At 60.5% G+C, this 19,810-nt stretch carries 17 protein-coding genes; 11 read left to right on the top strand and 6 right to left on the bottom strand.

Annotated elements, in window-relative coordinates; translation table 11 throughout:
- Positions 1–7: 7 nt before the first annotated feature.
- Positions 8–769: a gamma-glutamyl-gamma-aminobutyrate hydrolase family protein gene (locus AC1DRN_RS17520; RefSeq protein ID WP_223457629.1), complete on the bottom strand. Its 762-nt coding sequence runs from the start codon at positions 767–769 to the stop codon at positions 8–10.
- Between the two features lie 283 nt (positions 770–1,052).
- Here AC1DRN_RS17520 and AC1DRN_RS17515 point away from each other — a divergent pair, with 283 nt between their 5' ends.
- From AC1DRN_RS17515 to AC1DRN_RS17495, 5 genes are all read left to right on the top strand, one after another.
- Positions 1,053–2,429: a glutamine synthetase family protein gene (locus AC1DRN_RS17515; RefSeq protein ID WP_223457631.1), complete on the top strand. Its 1,377-nt coding sequence runs from the start codon at positions 1,053–1,055 to the stop codon at positions 2,427–2,429.
- Positions 2,430–2,615: 186 nt separating this feature from the next.
- Entirely contained in the window at positions 2,616–4,106 is a 1,491-nt protein-coding gene (locus AC1DRN_RS17510) for an aldehyde dehydrogenase (protein ID WP_477786761.1), read from the top strand.
- A gap of 51 nt (positions 4,107–4,157) precedes the next feature.
- Entirely contained in the window at positions 4,158–5,456 is a 1,299-nt protein-coding gene (locus tag AC1DRN_RS17505) for an NAD(P)/FAD-dependent oxidoreductase (RefSeq protein ID WP_223457633.1), read from the top strand.
- A gap of 451 nt (positions 5,457–5,907) precedes the next feature.
- Positions 5,908–6,456, top strand: coding sequence for a cupin domain-containing protein (locus AC1DRN_RS17500; protein WP_046042404.1), 549 nt, complete (start codon positions 5,908–5,910; stop codon positions 6,454–6,456).
- A gap of 214 nt (positions 6,457–6,670) precedes the next feature.
- Positions 6,671–7,474, top strand: a complete 804-nt coding sequence (locus tag AC1DRN_RS17495; RefSeq protein WP_223457634.1) for a hypothetical protein — start codon at positions 6,671–6,673, stop codon at positions 7,472–7,474.
- 33 nt (positions 7,475–7,507) lie between these two features.
- Here AC1DRN_RS17495 and AC1DRN_RS17490 read toward each other — a convergent pair whose 3' ends face one another.
- Together AC1DRN_RS17490 and AC1DRN_RS17485 are read right to left on the bottom strand one after the other, a co-directional pair.
- Positions 7,508–8,245: a hypothetical protein gene (locus AC1DRN_RS17490; protein WP_223457635.1), complete on the bottom strand. Its 738-nt coding sequence runs from the start codon at positions 8,243–8,245 to the stop codon at positions 7,508–7,510.
- A 190-nt stretch (positions 8,246–8,435) separates the two neighbouring features.
- Positions 8,436–8,672 (bottom strand): hypothetical protein, encoded by a 237-nt coding sequence (locus tag AC1DRN_RS17485; protein ID WP_007982133.1) that lies wholly within the window; start codon positions 8,670–8,672, stop codon positions 8,436–8,438.
- 424 nt (positions 8,673–9,096) lie between these two features.
- Between AC1DRN_RS17485 and AC1DRN_RS17480 the strand changes: the two genes are divergently transcribed.
- From AC1DRN_RS17480 to AC1DRN_RS17470, 3 genes are all read left to right on the top strand, one after another.
- Positions 9,097–9,543, top strand: coding sequence for an anti-virulence regulator CigR family protein (locus AC1DRN_RS17480; RefSeq protein ID WP_223457636.1), 447 nt, complete (start codon positions 9,097–9,099; stop codon positions 9,541–9,543).
- Positions 9,544–9,663: 120 nt separating this feature from the next.
- Positions 9,664–10,155 carry a hypothetical protein gene (locus AC1DRN_RS17475; protein ID WP_223457637.1) on the top strand — a complete coding sequence of 164 codons (492 nt, stop codon included), beginning with the start codon at positions 9,664–9,666 and terminating at the stop codon, positions 10,153–10,155.
- A 218-nt stretch (positions 10,156–10,373) separates the two neighbouring features.
- Positions 10,374–12,293, top strand: a complete 1,920-nt coding sequence (locus AC1DRN_RS17470) for a tyrosine-protein phosphatase (protein ID WP_223457638.1) — start codon at positions 10,374–10,376, stop codon at positions 12,291–12,293.
- A gap of 169 nt (positions 12,294–12,462) precedes the next feature.
- Here the strand turns inward: AC1DRN_RS17470 and AC1DRN_RS17465 are convergent, their stop codons facing one another.
- The gene (locus AC1DRN_RS17465; RefSeq protein ID WP_223457639.1) at positions 12,463–13,410 is read right to left on the bottom strand and encodes a helix-turn-helix transcriptional regulator; all 948 of its coding nucleotides are present in this window, start codon (positions 13,408–13,410) and stop codon (positions 12,463–12,465) included.
- Between the two features lie 272 nt (positions 13,411–13,682).
- Positions 13,683–14,135 (bottom strand): hypothetical protein, encoded by a 453-nt coding sequence (locus AC1DRN_RS17460; protein ID WP_223457641.1) that lies wholly within the window; start codon positions 14,133–14,135, stop codon positions 13,683–13,685.
- Positions 14,136–14,457: 322 nt separating this feature from the next.
- On the opposite strand from AC1DRN_RS17460, the gene AC1DRN_RS17455 reads away from it, so the two are divergent.
- The 3 genes from AC1DRN_RS17455 (at position 14,458) to AC1DRN_RS17445 (ending at position 18,137) form a co-directional block, all read left to right on the top strand.
- On the top strand, positions 14,458–16,179 hold the full coding sequence (locus tag AC1DRN_RS17455) for a SulP family inorganic anion transporter (protein ID WP_223457643.1): 1,722 nt from the start codon (positions 14,458–14,460) through the stop codon (positions 16,177–16,179).
- Positions 16,180–16,237: 58 nt separating this feature from the next.
- The gene (gene ppk2, locus AC1DRN_RS17450; RefSeq protein WP_223457645.1) at positions 16,238–17,056 is read left to right on the top strand and encodes a polyphosphate kinase 2; all 819 of its coding nucleotides are present in this window, start codon (positions 16,238–16,240) and stop codon (positions 17,054–17,056) included.
- A gap of 298 nt (positions 17,057–17,354) precedes the next feature.
- Positions 17,355–18,137 carry a DeoR/GlpR family DNA-binding transcription regulator gene (locus AC1DRN_RS17445; RefSeq protein ID WP_223457647.1) on the top strand — a complete coding sequence of 261 codons (783 nt, stop codon included), beginning with the start codon at positions 17,355–17,357 and terminating at the stop codon, positions 18,135–18,137.
- 230 nt (positions 18,138–18,367) lie between these two features.
- Here AC1DRN_RS17445 and AC1DRN_RS17440 read toward each other — a convergent pair whose 3' ends face one another.
- A complete protein-coding gene (locus tag AC1DRN_RS17440) occupies positions 18,368–19,663 on the bottom strand; it encodes an NAD(P)/FAD-dependent oxidoreductase (RefSeq protein WP_223457649.1) in 1,296 nt (431 codons plus the stop codon).
- Positions 19,664–19,810 lie beyond the last annotated feature (147 nt).

The following is a 19,810-nucleotide window of genomic DNA, read 5'->3' as shown; positions in this document are numbered from 1 at the left end:
CAGGTCGTCAGCTCGAGTGACGCAGTGCCGCCCGTTGCCGGCAGGCTTCGCCGAATGCCTGGAAAATACTCAAGTAAGGAGGGTTATCCAGCACTTGCCATTCCGGGTGCCATTGCACGCCGAGGGCGAAGGCCTTGCTGTGCTCGACCGAGATCGCTTCGATCAGGCCATCGGGCGCGACGGCTTCGGCGCGCAGGCCGGGCGCGAGGCGGTCGATGCCCTGGCTGTGAATCGAATTGACCTGGAATGCCGCTGGCAGGTCCAGCGCTTCGAACACGCCACCGGGCTGCACATTCACCGCGTGAGCGGGAGCGTATTGCACGGCCAGGTCCGGATGGTTGGCCTCACGGTGATCAAGGAAACCGGGGAGTTCATGGACTTTCTGATGCAGGCTGCCACCGAACGCCACGTTCATTTCCTGGAAGCCACGGCAGATGCCGAGGACCGGAACGCCGGCGGCAATGGCTGCGCGGATCAGGGGAAGGGTGGTGGCATCCCGTGCCGGATCATGATCCGTGCCGGGGGCGCTGTCGGGGCCTTGATAGTGGAAGGGTTCCACGTTCGACGGCGAGCCGGTCAGCAACAGACCGTCGAGCTGCGGCAGCAGGTCATCGATTTCGGTCAGTTCAGCCAATGAAGGAATAACGACAGGCAGCCCCAGCGCCGCAACGCTGACAGCACGCAAGTACTTGTCACCGCTGATGTGGTAGGGGTGCAGGCCAATCTGTTTGACGCACGCAGTAACGCCGATCAATGGCTTGAGTGCCATTTTTATCACCTCGAAGTTTCACACTTGAACGAGCTTTTCCGGAGCTTAGCCTTGTTGATTTTAATTAACAACTCTCATGTAAAAAATTCTAAACGCCGTGCGTCCGATCTTCAGGCTTTACGCGTGTTTGAGGGCGTATATGGCACTCTCGTCCTTCTGAGAGGCCCGAAAATAAACGCTGAAAGGCCAGGTGTTCGCTATTGACTTCACTTTGCCTTTCGGATTGACTGGGCTCGTGAAAGGGCGGTGAACATAATAATTAACAGTAAAAAATAGGTGCATCATGTCGGTCCCTCTGCGTGCCGTTCAACTCAACGAAGCAAACGCATTCCTTAAGAAACATCCTGAGGTTTTGTACGTCGACCTTCTGATTGCGGATATGAACGGTGTGGTGCGCGGCAAGCGCATCGAGCGCACCAGTCTTCATAAGGTTTACGAGAAAGGCATCAACCTGCCGGCGTCTCTGTTTGCTCTGGACATCAATGGCTCCACGGTGGAAAGCACCGGCCTGGGTCTGGACATCGGCGACTCCGACCGGATCTGCTACCCAATCCCGGGCACCCTGAGCATCGAACCCTGGCAGAAGCGCCCGACTGCGCAACTGCTGATGACCATGCACGAACTCGAAGGCGAGCCATTCTTCGCCGACCCGCGGGAAGTGCTGGCCAATATCGTGCGCAAGTTCGACGACATGGGCCTGACCATCTGCGCGGCGTTCGAACTGGAGTTCTACCTGATCGACCAGGACAACGTGAACGGTCGTCCGCAATCGCCACGTTCGCCGGTGTCCGGCAAGCGTCCGATGTCGACCCAGGTGTACCTGATCGACGACCTCGACGAATACGTCGACTGCCTGCAAGACATCCTCGAAGGCGCGAAAGAGCAGGGCATCCCGGCTGACGCCATCGTCAAGGAAAGTGCCCCGGCGCAGTTCGAAGTCAACCTGCATCACGTGGCTGACCCGATCAAGGCGTGCGACTACGCGGTCCTGCTCAAGCGTCTGGTGAAGAACATCGCCTACGACCACGAGATGGACACCACCTTCATGGCCAAGCCGTATCCGGGCCAGGCGGGTAATGGTCTGCACGTGCACATTTCGATTCTCGATAAAGAAGGCAACAACATCTTTGCCAGCGAGGATCCCGAGCAGAACGCCGCGCTGCGTCACGCGATCGGCGGTGTGCTCGAGACCCTGCCGGCGCAGATGGCCTTCCTTTGCCCGAACGTCAACTCGTACCGTCGTTTCGGCGCACAGTTCTACGTGCCGAACTCGCCGAGCTGGGGCATCGACAACCGCACCGTGGCTGTTCGTGTGCCGACCGGTTCGTCAGACGCGGTGCGCATCGAGCATCGTGTAGCGGGTGCCGATGCCAACCCGTATCTGCTGATGGCTTCGGTATTGGCGGGCGTGCACCACGGCCTGACCAACCAGATCGAACCGGGCGCACCGGTGGAAGGCAACAGCTACGAGCAAAACGAGCAGAGCCTGCCGAACAACCTGCGCGATGCACTACGCGAGCTGGACGACAGCGAAGTCATGGCCAAGTACATCGACCCGCTGTACATCGACGTGTTCGTGGCGTGCAAGGAAAGCGAGCTGGCCGAGTTCGAGAACTCCATCTCGGACCTTGAGTACAACTGGTACCTGCATACCGTTTAAGACGAACCACACCGATCAACTGTAGGAGCGAGCCTGCTCGCGAAGGCGGCGGATCAGTCAGCACTTATGTCGTCTGACACTCCGCCWTCGCGAGCAGGCTCGCTCCTACAGGGGATCGCATTTCAAGTCTTGAATTGACGGACCTCGGTCCGACGATCACCTATTCCCCTGCGTCGAGTCACAACCATGACAAACACTCGCAGCGACTGGGAGCAACGCTTCCAGTCCCTCTCTATCGAAGGTCGCGCATTCATTGACGGCCAATACTGCGCGGCCGCCAGTGACGCCACGTTCGAATGCATCAGCCCCGTGGACGGTCGTTTCCTGGCGAACGTCGCCAGCACCGACGAAGCCGACGCCAATGCAGCAGTCGCCGTCGCACGCCGTACCTTCGAATCCGGCGTGTGGGCCAACCTGGCCCCGGCCGAGCGCAAGCGCATCCTGATCCGCTTCGCTGATCTGATCCTGGCGAACCAGGAAGAACTGGCCCTGCTCGAAACCCTCGACATGGGCAAGCCGATCAGCGATTCGATGAGCATCGACATTCCGGCGACCGCCAACGCGATCCGCTGGACTGCCGAAGCCATCGACAAGGTCTACGACGAAGTCGCCGCCACGCCCCACGATCAACTGGGCCTGGTGACCCGCGAAGCGGTCGGTGTGGTCGCGGCCATCGTGCCGTGGAACTTCCCGCTGATCATGGCCAGCTGGAAATTCGCCCCGGCCCTGGCGATGGGCAACTCGTTCATCCTCAAGCCTTCGGAAAAATCCCCGCTGACCGCGATCCGCATCGCCCAGCTGGCACTGGATGCCGGTATCCCGAAAGGCGTGTTCAACGTCCTGCCGGGCTATGGCCACACCGTCGGCAAGGCGCTGGCGTTGCACATGGACGTCGATGTGCTGGCCTTCACCGGCTCCACGGCGATCGCCAAGCAACTGATGATCTACGCCGGGCAGAGCAACATGAAACGCGTTTGGGCCGAAGCCGGGGGCAAGAGCCCGAACGTGGTGTTCGCCGACGCGCCGGATTTGCGCGCAGCAGCACAGGCTGCGGCCAGCGGCATTGCGTTCAACCAGGGCGAAGTCTGCACCGCCGGTTCGCGTCTGCTGGTGGAGCGTTCGATTCGCGAGCAGTTCATTCCATTGCTGGTGGAAGCCCTGCAAGCCTGGAAACCGGGCCACGCGCTGGATCCTGCGACCACCGTCGGCGCAGTGGTCGATCAGCGTCAGCTGGAAAACGTATTGCGCTACATCGAAGTCGGCAAGCAGCAGGGCGGTCAACTGATCGCCGGCGGCAGCCGCACCCTCGAAGACACTGGTGGCCTGTACCTGGAACCGGCGATTTTCGATGGCGTGACCAATGCCATGACCATCGCCCGGGAAGAAATCTTCGGCCCGGTGCTGTCGGTCATCACCTTCGACACCACTGAAGAAGCCCTGKCGATTGCCAATGACAGCATCTTCGGCCTGGCCGCCGGCGTGTGGACCAGCAACCTGAGCAAGGCCCACACCTTCGCCCGTGGCCTGCGTGCCGGCAGCGTCTGGGTCAACCAGTACGACGGCGGCGACATGACCGCCCCGTTCGGCGGGTTCAAGCAGTCGGGTAACGGTCGGGACAAATCGCTGCACGCGTTCGACAAGTACACCGAACTCAAGGCGACCTGGATCAAGCTCTGATAACAATAAAGCGACGGTCGCCGGCTCTGTCGGCGGCCATCGGAGAAATGTATGAAACAAGACTCTTTTCACCAACAGCATGTAAACAGCTACTACGCCGCCACCCGTAACTTCACCGGCGATTTCCCGGTACTGGAAGGGGCGGTGGACTGCGACGTCTGCGTGATCGGCGCCGGCTACACCGGCCTGTCCTCGGCGCTGTTCCTCGCTGAAGCGGGCTACAGCGTGACTGTGCTCGAAGCAGCGAAAGTCGGCTTCGGCGCCAGCGGTCGCAACGGCGGGCAACTGGTCAACTCCTACAGCCGCGACGTCGATGTCATCGAAGAGCGTTATGGCGACAAGACTGCTGAAATCCTCGGCAGCATGATTTTCGAAGGCGCCGACATCATTCGTCAGCGCATACAGCACTACGACATCCAGTGCGATTACCGTCCCGGCGGTATCTTCGCGGCGATGAACAAGAAGCAACTCAAGGGCCTGGCCGAGCAGAAGAAGAGCTGGGAACGCTACGGCAACAAGAACCTGAAAATGCTCGACGCGGCCGACATCAAGCGCGAAGTCGGTTCCGACGCCTACGTCGGTGGCCTGCTGGACATGCAGGGCGGCCACATTCACCCACTGAACCTGGCACTCGGCGAAGCCTCGGCGATCATCGGCCTGGGCGGCAAGATCTACGAGCAATCGGCGGCGGTGGAAATCACCTACGGCGAGCCCATCACCGTGCGCACTGCAAAAGGTGTGGTCAAGGCCAAGTACCTGCTGATGGCCGGTAACGCCTACCTGCCGCAGGGCCTGGACAACCGCGTGACCAGCAAGAGCATGCCGTGCGGTTCGCAGATCGTCGTCACCGAGCCGTTGTCGGAGAAGCAGGCCCGCAGCCTGATCAAGAACAACTACTGCGTCGAAGACTGCAACTACCTGCTCGACTACTACCGCCTGACCGCTGACAACCGCCTGCTGTACGGCGGCGGTGTGGTTTATGGTGCGCGCGAGCCGGACGACATCGAACAACTGATCCGCCCGAAAATCCTCAAGACCTTCCCGCAATTGAAGGACGTGAGGATCGACTACCGCTGGACCGGCAACTTCCTGCTGACCATGTCGCGCATGCCGCAATTCGGTCGTATCGAGAAAAACGCCTATTACATGCAGGGCTACAGCGGCCACGGCGTCACCTGCTCGCACCTGGCCGGCAAACTGATCTCGGAAATGATCCGTGGCGACGCCGAGCGTTTCGATGCGTTTGCATCCTTGCCGCACATGCCGATGATCGGCGGGCGCACCTTCTCGGCACCGTTGACCGCCCTCGGCGCCGTGTACTACTCGCTGCGCGACCGTTTCGGCATCTAAGCTTTACCTCGCCGGCGGCCGCCCCCAAAGGGTGCCGCCGGTTTTTTACATAAGCAACACCGCAAATCCCTGTRGGAGCGAGCTTGMTCCGGGCGGCGTTCCGACGATGAGGCCATATCAGACAAAATGAAGTCGCCTGACACTCCGCCATCGCGAGCAAGCTCGCTCCCACAAGGGGGTGTAACTTCATGGCAAACGGCTATTTCTTCTGCCGTTTATCGAACCTGCTGAGCATTACGAACAAACGTGATTTAATAGCCGCCTTTCACGTTTCCGGGACCGGAAAACGGCGTGATCCGCGCCTGCACTCCACCCCTCCATTATCCCTGTAGGAGCGAGCTTGCTCGCGAAGGCGTTGGTTCAGTCGACATCAATGTTGCGGCTAAAATCGCAATCGTCGGATCGCCGCCCGGATCAAGCTCGCTCCTACGGGTTGGCACATAAGGCTGTCATGGACACGGGCTCACGACTCAAATTAGTACGCGAAAGCTACAAAATGTCCCAGCGCGAGCTGGCCCGGCGTAGCGGCGTCACCAATGCAACCATCTCCCTGATCGAACAGAATCGGGTCAGTCCTTCCGTCAGCTCCCTGAAGAAATTGCTGGAGGGCATCCCCATGTCCCTGGCCGACTTCTTCACCTTCGATCAGCCACCGCGCGAACACCAGTACGTCTTCCGCGCCAACGAACAGCCCGACCTCGGCCGCCACGGCCTGCGCCTGCTGCTGATCGGCGCGTCCGTGCCAAGCCGGCAGATGCGCTTGCTGCGCGAGCAATACGCACCGGGCGCCAGTTCCGGGGAAGAGCCGATCGTGCATTCCGAAGGCGAGGAGTGCGGGTTGGTGACCCGTGGCACGGTGGAGTTGACCGTGGACGGCCAGGTGAGCGTGCTCAACGCCGGGGATGGCTATTACTTCCCGACAACCTTGCCGCACCGGTTTCGCAATATCGGGGCGGATGAGGCGGAAATCATCAGTGCCAACACCCCGGCGAACTTCTAATAGGGTCTGTCCCGACAAGTCCTGCAAATTTTTCAGGCGTCTAGGTTGAACGTTCGTCGGATGGCGGGTTGCTACCATCGCAATTGCCTGCCGATATCAACACGGCTGCTACGCTTGGTCGTTGCAGTGCCCGAGTTCCATTCCTGCTCACGCTGCAAGGGTTATCACGGAGTGCGACATCCATTCCTGTCGGCAACCTGCACGGAGGCAGGCGATGGTGATCAAAAGCATGGCCGATTCGACTGCGGCGGGGGTTCCCGAGCCGCTCGATCGGGAAGAAATCGAGCGGGTGCTGGCGCTGTTGCTGGTCAGCCCGTTGTTTGCCAAGTCCAGGCGCATGGGCAGTCTGTTGCGCTTTCTGGTCGAGCACGACCTTCAGGCTTGCAAAACGCCGCTGACCGAACACGCCATCGGCATCGAGGTGTTTCGTCGTGACCCGGCAGTGTATTGCACGGGCGACGATCCGGTGGTGCGAGTGCAGGTGGGGCGCTTGCGGCGCAAGCTCGCAGCGCATTACGCCGGCAACGGCCAGCAGGACCCGGTGCGCTTGTGCATTCCACCCGGGTGCTATCGCTTGACCTATCAGCGGCTGCGGCCCAAGGGCGTCGGCACTCGCCATCCTGTGGTCCAGATCCAGCCGTTTACCTGCCTCACCCGCGATGGCAATGACTTTACCCGGGGCTTGTGCGAGGAGTTGAGTTGCCGACTGTTCGAGTCGTTCGAGCAGACGCAGACCGGGACCAATCATGTGTTGATGCGGGTGGCACGCAACAGCGAGCCGGTACCGGACTTCAAGCGTGGCGGGCGTTACAGCTATTGCCTGGAGGGCAGCGTGCGGGTCGAGCCTTCGCGGGTGCGAGCGTCATTGCGCCTGGTGGATGTGGCGCAGGGGCGGATTCGCTGGTCGGCGCAGTTCGATCGTGATCGACCCTATGGCATCGCCACCCAGGAGGACCTCGCGCAGTCGATCTGTCGCTCGCTGACGGGCTACTTCACCACGGCGGGCAAAGAGGAGTGAAAGGGCAACCGCAAGGTTGCCCCGGCATGACGGTTACACGGTTTTCCACTGACCGCCTTCGTAAAGGCGACCTGCGGTGTTATCGAACGTCAAATCGATTTCGATCGCCTTGGAGCGTGAGGTACTGAACATGGTGCTGGTCTGTACGTTCTGTTCGAACCACACGAGGATGGTTTCCACCGGCGTCAGCACGGTATTGCCGGTGACGACCTGGTTTACGGCCACGTAGATTGGCGTACTGACCTGATTGCCATCGATGCCTGTGGACAACTGGTTGACCCCCGGATGAATCGGCGCGTAGTTGTTCACGAAAGTCAGGGAAGTGTCCGGGCCACCGGTTACCGCCGAGCTCAGCAGGCCGCTTTCATCAAGTGTCGAGGTTTGCCCCAGGCCAATGTTGACGATATTGGTCGAGACTTTGACTTGCACGTTTTCCTTGAACACGTTGGAGGCGAACAGCTGATACTGCGGCGTCCAGCTGAACTCGTTGTTGCTCAGGTAGGCGTCATAGGACTGCCAGACCACGTTGTAGTCGGCGTCACCCACCTTCTTGGCAAAGCACAGCTTGTAGCCGGACTTCTTCAGCAGCGTCAGGTCGCCGGCGGCGATTTCGATGGTGACGGTTTTTTGCGAGGCCGCCAGGGCCGACCTCAGTACCCGGCCGTAATCTGCCGCCTTCAGTTGCGTTGCACCCATGATCGACTTGACGGCTTCTTGCACTTCATTGTGAAGCTGCTGGCTCTGTTGGCTGACAGCGATTGATTTGCTCATGGTTTCCCTCTTCCTTGGTGGTGTGTTGGGCAAACAATGGGCTGCTGGCGCCTGGCGCTGCAGTCCATTGATGGCTTCACTCTAGGAGCGAGGGGCAGGGCGGCTAAGTGTCTTGGTGTTACAAGCGGGTATCGGGGTTGTATCAGGGGCTGAGTCAGCGGGGCAGCCGATCGGCCGCCCCGTCTTGACCTCAGGCGGCCTTGGCATCGGCCCAGACGAAGTTCCAGCTGGTGCGTTTGCCCTTGGCGATCTCGATCAGCTTGTTCTCGTACACCGTGTGATTGACCACGCCGGTGTAGGTCAGGGTGCGGGCGGCATTGGTCCCGGTGACCTCGCCCGGCTTGCCGCCCGACTCGACCATGGCTTTTTTCATGTCGGCTTCCGACGGGGCGCTACTCTGGTTTTTTTCCACTTTGACGAAACTCATGATTCACCTCTTCCGTGATGGGGGGATCGGTGCCGGCGCGGGCCGACAAGTCGACGACCCTGTTCCACACCGACGGCCATACTCTATTGGCCAGTTCGGCGGCGCAGAAGTGACAACTGCGGCGCTGAGGTAACAATCGGGAAACAGCGCCACGCATTGAAGTATCTGCGACGTATCAAGCGTGGATTCACATCGAAGCAGGTTGCGGTGAGTATCTCGGGCCGAATGGGCACTTACCGAATGGAATTCCATACAAGGTATTAGAGTTGTGCCTGTAGATCGACACGCCCCATCCTTCGGCAAACGCCTGCAAGGCCTCGATCGGATGAGCGTAGACGGTTTGGCGGTTGGTGACTCGATGGAACCAACTTCGTCAATAGCGTCTAAATTTCAGAGAATCTTCCCCACCACGAAGGAACGACTCATGTACAAGTCTCGATCATTGATTGCAGCGATTACCTGCTTGACTCTGGTCTACGGCTCGGTGACGGCGCTGGCCGATCCCGGTAACGGCCAGGGCAACGGGAAGGTCAACCATGGCAACCAGGGCGGTCATGGCAACAAGAACAAAAACTCCGGTGGCGGGGACTGGAGCAACGGCCCGAGCATCAACCGTGGCAGCGTGCTCGAGATCATAGGCGTGAATACAGGCTACTGGAGCCCGGGGCCTGATTTGCCACCGGGTATTCAAAAGAACCTTGCCCGAGGCAAGCCGCTTCCCCCCGGCATTGCGAAAAAACTGGATGGCCGACTGGTCGGCAGGCTGCCCCACTATGACGGATACGAATGGCAGCAAGTCGGCACGGACCTGATCCTGGTTGCGCTGGCCACCGGGCTTGTCTATGAAATTCTCGACGGTGCGTTTGATTAAAGTGTGGAAGGTAGTCTTCCCGCTGACTCAAGGTGCTCCAGCCGTCTGTCGTAGTGCTTGAACTGTTGGAGGGATATCGCGTCATACGTCACGCGATATCAACCTCCTACGGAAGCAATCATGCTTTTTAAAAACAAGAGTCTCGTTGCTGTAATGTCATGCGCCATGATGCTTGCAGCCGCCCCGCTGCTCCCTGATGGCCTGTCGATCATGGGTTCCGCATACGCGAAGGACGGCGGTGGTGGCGGCGGTGGAAACGGCGGCGGTGGCGGCAACGGCGGTGGTAATGGCGGTGGAAACGGCGCAGGCCACGGCGGCGGTATGGGTGGCGGACACGCCGGCACAGGCCACTCCGGCAGTAACGGCCGCGGCAACGGGCTGGACAGCGACCATGCTGGCAAATCCGTGCGCGACCATGGCCTGAGCGGGAACCACTACGGTAGTGAGCGCAACGATGACAACGGTCATGGCACCACGACCTCAGGCATCGCCCATTCCAAGGATACTCGCGGCATCTCCAAGGCCAGGGCTATTTCGGCCTCTACGCCAGGTGATCACAACACCAAAGGCTTGAGTAAAGCCGGACTGTCGACCTCGAAAAAAACCCATTGAGTTCGCGGTTGTAGACATCAGTTTCTGAAAAGCCAAAAACCCGCTGAAACAAGCGGGTTTTTTGCAACTGGAATTTGATCGCCGGGCATTACACGGACAGAAAACGAACCACCCGGACACATTGCGCAGTGATTTGCGTCCGCGGGCGATTTGTCATGTTCAGCGTCGTTTCAATGTAGATATTAGTCAGCCCAACGGTATTCCAATGAGGCTGCACTGTGTTCCAACGACTTGTGTGTTCGCTGTCTGTATTGAGCCTGTCCATCGCTGCCGCCCAGGCTGCCGAGACTGTCCCCCTCAACACGCCACGCCTGAAGAGCATCGATAATTTCCGCGATGTTGCCGGTCTTGCCACCGCGTATTCCACCGCCAATGACGGCACGATGCGTGGCGGGGTGTTTTATCGTTCTAACGCGCTGACCCCGTCGGCGGCGGATCTGGCGACCCTCAACGGCCTGGGTATCAAGGCTGTCTACGACCTGCGCACCCCCAGCGAGATCGCCGCCACGCCCGACACGATGCCCACGGGTGCGACCTACACCAACATCGACATCATCGGCGGCTCAACGTCTGGCGCGAACGTCACCAACATCGCGTTCCACAGCGCCGCCGAAGCCACCGTCATGATGCAGGACACCAACCGCGATTTCGTCCGGAACGCGGGGATGCGCAGCGAGTTCAATCAGCTGTTCAATGAGCTGGCAGCGGTCGATGGCGCCGCGCTGTTCCATTGCACCGCCGGCAAGGACCGTACGGGCTGGACCGCCGCAGTGTTGCAAAGCATCGCCGGGGTCGACGATGCCACCATCATGAGCAACTACCTGGCGACCAACGACTACACCGCCGCGCGTATCAAGGCGACCCTGGCGGCATTGCCACCGAGCCTGGCAACCATCTATGGGCCGTTGATCGGTGTGGAGGCCAGTTACCTGCAAGCCGGCCTGGACCAGGTGACCGCGCAGTACGGCACGATGGATAACTACCTCAAGCAAGGCCTGGGCCTGTCCCAGGAAACCATCTACGTACTGCGCGGCAAGATGGTGTTCTACAACAGCTTGCCTGGCGCGGCGGACCTGGCCGGCAACGCCGCTGCCGGCGCGCAGTTGTTGCAACAACTGCAGAACAGCAACCTGTCGGGCACCTACAGCGCCTACAACTATTACCTGCAGTCGGCCATCGATGCGCGCAGCCTCGGTGGCGTCGAGTCCACCGTCGGCGGTCAGGTGCATGCCGACGCTGCCAGCTATCTGTTGCGCCAGGGCGCGATGATCGAACAGGCTGGCGCGCCGTTCACCAGCGGCATCGACCTCAAGGCCGGGCAATACCGCCTGTGGAGCACCGCCCTGGCGGGCTATCTGGGCACCGACGGCTCTTCTCAGGCCTCCAGCAGCAACGAACATAGCCAGGGAATGATGATTGGTCTGACCCAGCGCTTCTCCGAACAGCTCAGCGCCCATGCCGGTTTCGGCTACAGCAGCGGCAATGTCGGTGGTGCAGGTGGCGAGGCCGATACCGACCTGACCTTCTTCAGTGTGGGCGCCCGCTTTGCACCAAACGGCCTGGAACGCGGCCTGTTTGTGGATGCCGATGCCAGCGCCGGTTATCTCGATTACGAGAGCAAGCGCGAACTCGGCGGCGGCCTGGGTACGGCCAAGGGCGACAGCCATGGCAACCTCACCGGCGCGACCCTGGCCTTGGGTTACCGTGTGCCGTTGAACGGTGTCACCCTCGAACCGAGCCTCGGTGTGCGGGTCAGTCACGTCAACCTGTCCGGCTTCCAGGAAAAAGGCAGCGAGTTGGCCCTCGACGTCGACGGCATCCACCAGACCCGCAAGAGCGCGGTGGCCAACCTCAACGCATCCTTTGCACCGGTCAGCATGGGCGCCTGGCAAGTGGTGCCGGGAGTGCAAGTGGGCTACGAGCATGTATTGGGCGACCCTGAAGTCGACAGCGAAGGGCACCTGCTGGGCCTGGACGTTGAACAGCAAGCCGCCTTCGACAACCGTGATCAGTTCACCGGTGGCGTAAATGTCATGGCCAATCTTGGTCCTTGGAGCGTGGGGGCGGAAGTCGGCGCAAGTGGTGGCGGCGACAGCCACGGCTTCAATGGCGGCCTGAAGGCCAGTTATCTGTTCTGACGATCAGTTAAGGTAATTTGTGGGAGTGGTGTTTTTTTTGTCGTACGCAGGATTGGCGGGCGACACGGATTGAATGTGGGAGCGAGCTCGCTCGCGATGGCGATTTTGCAGCCAGCATCCATGTTGCCTGACACGACGCCATCGCGAGCAAGCTCGCTCCCACAAATCTTCAATTGACTGGCATTGACCGCGTTCGCACCCCCTTTCTCAAGTCTGCGGGACTGATGCCGTAGGCACTCTGGAAATACTGGCAAAACCGCCCGACATTGCTGAAACCGTGTTGCAAGGCCACGTCTGTCACCGACGGCGACACCCCCTGGGACAGCGCGGCATAGGCGCGCTCCAGACGTACCTGGCGCTGATAGGCCACGATCGAAGTGCCCATGAAACGCTGAAAACCTTCCTGCAATGCACGCAGGCTGACGTTGGTCAGCTGCGCCAGTTCCGTACCGCTGGCCAGGTGGTCGGGATGCGCCTGAATGTACTCGACGGCCAGCTTCACATGCCGCGGCGCTATCAGTGGGGAAGGGCGCTGAAGGGCTTCGGTGAAGTTGTGCGGCCAGGTTTCGAGCACCGCATCGACCAGCATTTCGCGAAGGCGCGAAGGCATCAGCGAGCCTGTGTTGATCAGCAGGTCGAATTCGCTGCCCGTGGCCAGTTCAATCAACGCCCTGATGCCTTGCAAGGCCGACACATTCAGATCCACCACTGGTTCGAAATGCACCTTTTGCAAGATAGGTTTGCCCAGCAGCATCGACAGTCGTTCGGTGATCAACCGCCGGCTGATCGAAATCCCGTGCTGTGCATGGTTATCGACAAAGCGCGCCGAGCGGACTTCGGCCTTGTCGATCGCCAGGCCGATCTGCGCAAAACCAACCGACTCGGTGACGTGGTTGAAGATGATCTTGCCGGCGGTGGGAATGACGAAGGTGATTTCATCAAGGGGTGCGGGAAAGGCCACCGTGAAATCACCGCGATAGTGCATGCGACGAAAACTGACCCCTTCGTGCCGGCCATAGACCCCACCGATGATGATGTTTTTCGGTGGCGGCGCAGAGTCGCAATAGAGGTTGCCGAACAGGCTCGAGAACAACGCGCCAAAGTCGTCGCAGCTCATGTCGTTGGACCTGATGATGATTTGCTTGCACGTCGTGCTTGAGTACACCTGAAGTGTCACCTTGAGCGGATGGGCAAAGCCCTGGTACGGGGAGCTGGCGATCGGAGATCGAGCGAGTGCGGTTCGGGGCAGTGCCAGGACGTTATCAGTGAGTAATGACAGGTTCGTGACCGCAGCTTCTACCGGCCCCTTTGCACTCACCAGCCGCCACCGCTCGCACCGGACAACCGGTGGCACGAGCGGTACCGAGGGCTGGCGTGAAAGGGTCGCGGCTATTTCGCTGGCACTTCAGGCTTGATATCCCCGCAAAAAATATCGACGTTGCCATCGGTCGCAGCCGTGCGCACGACCACCGAATACTTGCCGTCAAGCAGGGTCTGCAACGGCACAGGCGCGGTTCTGGTAAAAGACCAGCCGCGTACGGCCTGGCGTTCGGTGTTGACGGTGTCGTTCATCGCGTAGGCGACTGACCCTGGTTGCTGGCAGCTGCCGTTATTGATGAAAGAGTAAAGACGCAAGGGCAGGATAACCCCGGTTGGAACACCGCTGACGAAGAAACTCAGCCCGGTTTTCTTGTCCCAGTCCGTCAACGTGACGGTGCCGATCTGACCGGCGTTTTGCCGGGTGGCGACCAGGGTAACGTTCACGCCGTGGGTCGATGAAGTGGTGCAGCCGAACAGGCTTGCCGCAACCATGAGTGCTGCCAGTGAGGTTTTGAGCTTCATTGCCAAACTCCTGAGCTGAAGAACTGCAATGGGGGAGTTAGCGGGTATAGCTCATTTATCGCTTTCATGACGTCGTCCATATAAGGCTTTCCATTTTTGACCGGTGATGGTGGGGCGTCTGTCCCCTTCGCCAGCCACATGGCGGCGTAGCCGTGCAAACCGACTACATTTGTAACTGGTCGAGCCCGCGTGAATTGCCTGCTGGCACACGTGCTTCGATGCCGATGACGGTTTGCAATGGTTACGCGTGCAGTTAAAGGATTGTGCGGTCAGTTGAGCCCACTCATCATCCGCACGGGACGATTTGCGACTGGAGTGACTCATGAATCAACAAGGCAGCCATCCGCCAGAGCGGGTTCCAGGCACTCCACAGCGGGGTATCTTGCGCAGCCTGTTGATCCCGCAATGGCTCGGCAGTTATCGGCCAGACTGGCTGCGGGGCGATGTGGTCGCCGGGTTGACGGCCGCGGCCGTGGTCATTCCCAAGGCGCTGGCGTACGCCACCATTGCCGGCCTGCCGGTGCAGGTCGGGCTGTACACGGCGCTAGTGCCGATGGTGATCTATGCCGTGCTCGGTACGTCGCGCCCGCTCAGTGTCAGCACCACGACCACCCTGGCCATTCTCGCCGGTTCCGCCTTGGGCCAGATCAGTCCAGCTGGTGATGCGACGACCTTGCTGGCGGGTTCCGCCACGCTGGCCCTGATGGTGGGCGCAATCCTGATCGTCGCGGGGTTGCTGCGCCTGGGTTTCGTCGCCAATTTCATTTCCGAACCGGTGCTGGTGGGTTTCAAGGCCGGCATCGGTGTGGTCATCGTTCTCGACCAGCTACCCAAATTGCTCGGCACTCACATCGACAAAGGCGGATTTGTGCACAATCTGCTGGCCACGGTCCAGAGCATCGGTCATGCCTCGCTGCCCACCGTGGCGGTCGGTGTGTTCATGGTGCTGCTGCTGGTCGGCATGAAGCGTTTTACGCCGCGGCTGCCTGCACCGTTGATCGCGGTGGCGCTGGGCATCATTGGCATGAGCCTGTTTGGCCTGGAGAGCTTTGGTGTGTCCGCCGTCGGCCTGGTGCCGATCGGATTGCCCGCGCCGACCCTGCCGGTATGGTCGTTGGCCGAAACCCTGTGGCCTTCGGCGATGGGCATCGCGCTGATGAGTTTCACCGAAACCATCGCGGCGGGGCGCGCGTTCGCCCGCAGTGACGAGCCCCCACCACAGCCGAATCGGGAGCTGCTGGCCACTGGCGTTGCCAACATCGGCGGTGCGTTTCTGGGGGCCATGGTCGCGGGAGGCGGGACCACTCAAACGGCGGTGAACCGTTTGGCCGGTGCCCGTTCGCAACTGGCCGCACTGGTCACCGCAGCACTGGCGTTGGGCACTTGCCTGCTGCTGGCGCCGCTGATTGGCCTGATGCCCAATGCCACGCTCGCCGCTGTGGTGATTGTGTATTCGGTGGGCCTGATCGAGCCGGCGGAATTTCGCGAGATCCTGTCGGTTCGCCGTACCGAATTTGCCTGGGCCGTAGTGGCCATGATCGGCGTGATGTTGCTGGGCACGCTGCAAGGGATCGTCGTGGCGATTATCGTCTCGTTGCTGGCCCTGGCCTATCAGGTCTCGGACCCGCCCGTGCATGTCCTCGGGCGCAAGCCTGGCACCAATGTGTATCGGCCGCAGTCCGCCGAACACCTCGATGACGAACACTTTGACGGGCTGCTGTTGCTGCGGCCTGAAGGGCGGATTTTTTTCGCCAATGCCCAGCGCATCGGCATGAAGATGCGACCCCTGATCGAAGATGCAAGGCCCTCCGTGGTGATTCTGGACCTGCGCAGCGTGTTCGACCTGGAGTACACCGCCCTGAAAATGCTCACCGGGGCGGAACAGCAACTGCGGGAAAAAGGTATTTCACTGTGGCTGGTGGGCATGAGCCCGGGCGTATGGGACATGGTTATCAAGGCGCCCTTGGGCCATACGTTGGGCGAGGCGCGCATGTTCCTGAACCTGGAGCAGGCGGTTGAGCATTACCAGCGCAGTCGAGGCTGAATGAACGCGGCCGGGCGCACTCCGGACGCTGTGTGACGCATTGAAGGAGGTAACGGGCATGGCAAAGAAGAAGGCTGCACCGAAAAGCAAACCGGTCGAAGGCGACAAGCTGAAGAACAAGGTGTATCTCGAGGAACTGGCGAAGCTGCATGTCGAGCTGGTCAAGCTGCAGGAGTGGGTGCAGTACACGGGCGCGAAGATTTGCATCATCTTCGAGGGCCGTGATGGCGCCGGCAAGGGCGGGACCATCAAGGCGCTGACCGAACGGGTCAGTCCGCGAGTGTTCCGGGTGATGGCGTTGCCGGCACCGACCGACCGGGAAAAAAGCCAGATGTATTTGCAACGTTATCTGCCGCACCTGCCGGCGGCCGGTGAAGTGGTGATCTTCGATCGCAGCTGGTACAACCGCGCCGGGGTCGAGCGGGTCATGGGCTTTTGCAGCGAAGAGCAGGTGCGCACGTTTCTCACCGTGGCGCCGCGCGTCGAGCAGGCACTGGTCGAATCGGGAATCATCCTGATCAAGTACTGGCTTGAGGTGAGCCAGGAAGAACAGACCCGACGCCTCAAGGCGCGTATCACCGACGGGCGCAAGATCTGGAAGCTGTCGCCGATGGACCTCAAGTCCTACAACCGTTGGTACGACTACTCCCGTGCCCGGGACGACATGTTCAAGTACACCGACACCAAATTCGCCCCTTGGCGGGTCGCCAACTCCAATGACAAGCGGCGGGCGCGGCTGAACATCATCAGCGATGTGCTGAGCAGCGTTCCTTATGAGGAAGTACCGCGGGCAAAAGTGAAACTGCCCAAACGGCAGACTCCCGGTAACTATCGGGACCCGAACTATCCGTTCAAGTACATCCAGGAAAAATTCTGATCGATGCATCGGGCAGGAGCCAGTCCACGCCGGCTCCTGCTGCATGCCATCAGGCGTGTACCAGCGCAATCGTAAACGAGACCACGATCATGCACGCAAAGGCAAAATTGATATTCATGAAGTTTCCATCCAAAACATGAGTGACGGCGCCATCTTGAACAGGTCACAGAAAAATAAAAAATTCGCTGTAATGATTTGAAAGATCGAAAAAAATGATACTTGGCCGGTTCGTTGTTTTTGCGCCGGGTTGCAGATACTCTCGGGTAACGCGCAACTTCATGCATAAACGAGCAAAAACATGCACGACAACCATTCTGCAGCCGAACTTCCGTCAGTGCGCCGGCAAAAGATCCTGTTGATCCTCGAACGTGACGGCAAGGTCATGGCCTCGGAGTTGAGCCAGCATTTCGCGGTGTCCGAAGACACCATCCGCCGCGATCTGGCGGAGCTGGCCAGCGCCGGCCTGGTGCAACGGGTGCACGGCGGGGCGTTGCCGCGGCCCAAGGATACGGGCAAGGACTATTTCACCCGGATCAGCGAAACCGACGAGGTGAAAACCCATCTGGCGCAATTGGCCGCGCGAAGGGTGCAGGACGGTCAGATCGTGGTGTTCGATTCCGGCACCACCACCTTGCAGATTGCGCGCTCGCTGCCGGTGGACATCGCCATCACCGCGATCACTGCGTCGCCGATGACGGCCATTACCTTGTCCGAATACAAAGGCATCAAGGTGATCCTGGCCGGCGGCCAGCTCAACCCGGCGACGATGTCGGCCAGCGGCCACGAAACCCTGCGGTTGCTGGCGGGCATCAAGGCCGACCTGTTGTTTACCGGGGTCTGCGCGATACACCCACAGGTGGGCTTAAGCTCACTGCACTTCGATGAAGTGCCGGTGAAACAGGCGATGCTCGACTGTGCTTCCCATGTGATTGCCGTCACCACCGCGGACAAGCTCGGTGCGGTGGAGCCCTTTGTCGTCGCGCCTTGCAACCGCGTGCACACGCTGATCACCGAGCAGCATGTGGCGTCAGGCAATGTCGAGGACTACCGGGCGTTGGGGATCGAGGTGGTGCAGGCTTGAGCGGGTCTTTGTGGGAGCGGGCTTGCTCCGGGCGGCGATCCGACGATGGCGATGTGACTGGCGCTGAATGTGTGTTGAATGTACCGGCCTCTTCGCGAGCAGGCTCGCTCCTACAGGGATCGTTGTCGAGCACAAATATCGAGGCTGACAAACAAACCTTGTAGGAGCGAGCCTGCTCGCGATGGGGCCAGCCCAGGCAGCATCCATACTGAATGTGCTGACCAACAACCTCAGCGCAATCGCTCAAGCATCTGGTAGTACCACATGCCCGCGGCGAGCATCGGGTTGCCGAGCAAGTCGCCCATGGGCACGCGGATGTGCTGGCAGGCGGCGAAGGTGTCGAACTGCTCCAGTTGCCCTGTGATCGCCCGGCCCATGATTTCACCCATGATGTGGGTGGTGGCGATGCCATGGCCGGAGTAGCCCTGGCAATACCAGACGTTGTCCGAGAGCTTGCCCAGTTGCGGGATGCGGTTGATCACGATGCCCATCGCGCAGCTCCACTGGTAGTCGATGGCCACGCCTTTGAGCGCCGGGAAGGTCTGCTCGATGCACGGGCGCAGCTCGGCGGCGATGTCGCGCGAATCCTTGCCGCTGTAGTTGGCGCCGCCACCGAACAACAGGCGACCGTCGGCGGTGAGGCGGTAGTAGTCGAGTACGAAACGGCAGTCGTAGACCGCCAGGTCTTCGGGGTTGATCTGTCTGGCCAGATCGCCCAGCGGCTCGGTGGTGACGATGCCGCCCATGGCCGGGAAAATCTTGCCCTTGAGTTTTCCCGGTTCCAGCTTGTGGTAGACGTCGCCGGCCAGCAGCACCTGATTGGCGTCGATCTGCCCGTGGGCGGTGCGTATGCCGGGGCTCTTGTGAAGGCCATCGCCGTGGATGATCTCCAGCACTTCGCTGTTCTCGAAGATCAATGCACCGAGGCTCTCGGCTGCGCGGGCCTCGCCGATGCACAGGTTGAGCGGGTGCAGGTGCATGTTGCGGGTGTTCTTGATCGCACCGTGGTAGAGGTCGCTTTGCAGCAGGTCGCGCACCTGGCTGCGGTCGAGCAGGCTGACTTCGTCGCCCATGCCTCGGCGCACCGCCTCGTCGTAATCCTTGCGCAAGCCGTCCATGTGCGCGGGTTTGTACGCGGCGTGCAGGTGGCCGTGCTTGAGGTCGCAGGCGATGCCGTATTTTTCCACGCGCTGCCGGATGATCTGGTGTCCGCGCCAGCGCAGGTTCCAGATGAAGTCGTCGACTTCATCGCCGATGGTGCGGCGCATCTGTTTGCGCATGGCTTCGTCGCCCGACAGGCTGCCGGTGACCTGGCCGCCATTGCGCCCGGTGGCGCCCCACCCGATCTTGTGGCTTTCGACGATGGCGACCTTCAGGCCTTTTTCGGCCAGCTCGACGGCGGTGGCCACGCCGGTGAATCCGCCGCCGATGATCACCACGTCAACCCGGTGCCGGCCTTGCAGCGTCGGGTAATCGGTGTCCTGGTCGAGGGTGGCGGTGTAGTAGGAATTGCAACGTTGAGTCATGTCGGTGTCCAGGCAGAATTGGGAGAAACCAATGCCAGTCAGTCGAAGTGCGCAACTTGTAGGAGCGAGCCTGCTCGCGAWWGCGGAGTGTCATTCACCGTTGATGTCGAATGACACTCCGCWWTCGCGAGCAGGCTCGCTCCCATA

The sequence above is a fragment of the Pseudomonas sp. P5_B3 genome (assembly GCF_056400405.1).
Note: the sequence above shows the minus strand (reverse complement) of the source record. Positions and strands in the feature narration are given on the sequence as shown.

Excerpts from the sequence above, each read along its gene's own strand:
- AC1DRN_RS17520 (WP_223457629.1), bottom strand. The coding sequence starts at position 769 with ATGGCACTCAAGCCATTGATCGGCGTTACTGCGTGCGTCAAACAGATT.
- AC1DRN_RS17515 (WP_223457631.1), top strand. The coding sequence starts at position 1,053 with ATGTCGGTCCCTCTGCGTGCCGTTCAACTCAACGAAGCAAACGCATTC.
- AC1DRN_RS17505 (WP_223457633.1), top strand. The coding sequence starts at position 4,158 with ATGAAACAAGACTCTTTTCACCAACAGCATGTAAACAGCTACTACGCC.
- AC1DRN_RS17500 (WP_046042404.1), top strand. The coding sequence starts at position 5,908 with ATGGACACGGGCTCACGACTCAAATTAGTACGCGAAAGCTACAAAATG.
- AC1DRN_RS17495 (WP_223457634.1), top strand. The coding sequence starts at position 6,671 with ATGGTGATCAAAAGCATGGCCGATTCGACTGCGGCGGGGGTTCCCGAG.
- AC1DRN_RS17490 (WP_223457635.1), bottom strand. The coding sequence starts at position 8,245 with ATGAGCAAATCAATCGCTGTCAGCCAACAGAGCCAGCAGCTTCACAAT.
- AC1DRN_RS17485 (WP_007982133.1), bottom strand. The coding sequence starts at position 8,672 with ATGAGTTTCGTCAAAGTGGAAAAAAACCAGAGTAGCGCCCCGTCGGAA.
- AC1DRN_RS17480 (WP_223457636.1), top strand. The coding sequence starts at position 9,097 with ATGTACAAGTCTCGATCATTGATTGCAGCGATTACCTGCTTGACTCTG.
- AC1DRN_RS17475 (WP_223457637.1), top strand. The coding sequence starts at position 9,664 with ATGCTTTTTAAAAACAAGAGTCTCGTTGCTGTAATGTCATGCGCCATG.
- AC1DRN_RS17465 (WP_223457639.1), bottom strand. The coding sequence starts at position 13,410 with ATGAGCTGCGACGACTTTGGCGCGTTGTTCTCGAGCCTGTTCGGCAAC.
- AC1DRN_RS17460 (WP_223457641.1), bottom strand. The coding sequence starts at position 14,135 with ATGAAGCTCAAAACCTCACTGGCAGCACTCATGGTTGCGGCAAGCCTG.
- AC1DRN_RS17455 (WP_223457643.1), top strand. The coding sequence starts at position 14,458 with ATGAATCAACAAGGCAGCCATCCGCCAGAGCGGGTTCCAGGCACTCCA.
- ppk2 (WP_223457645.1), top strand. The coding sequence starts at position 16,238 with ATGGCAAAGAAGAAGGCTGCACCGAAAAGCAAACCGGTCGAAGGCGAC.
- AC1DRN_RS17445 (WP_223457647.1), top strand. The coding sequence starts at position 17,355 with ATGCACGACAACCATTCTGCAGCCGAACTTCCGTCAGTGCGCCGGCAA.
- AC1DRN_RS17440 (WP_223457649.1), bottom strand. The coding sequence starts at position 19,663 with ATGACTCAACGTTGCAATTCCTACTACACCGCCACCCTCGACCAGGAC.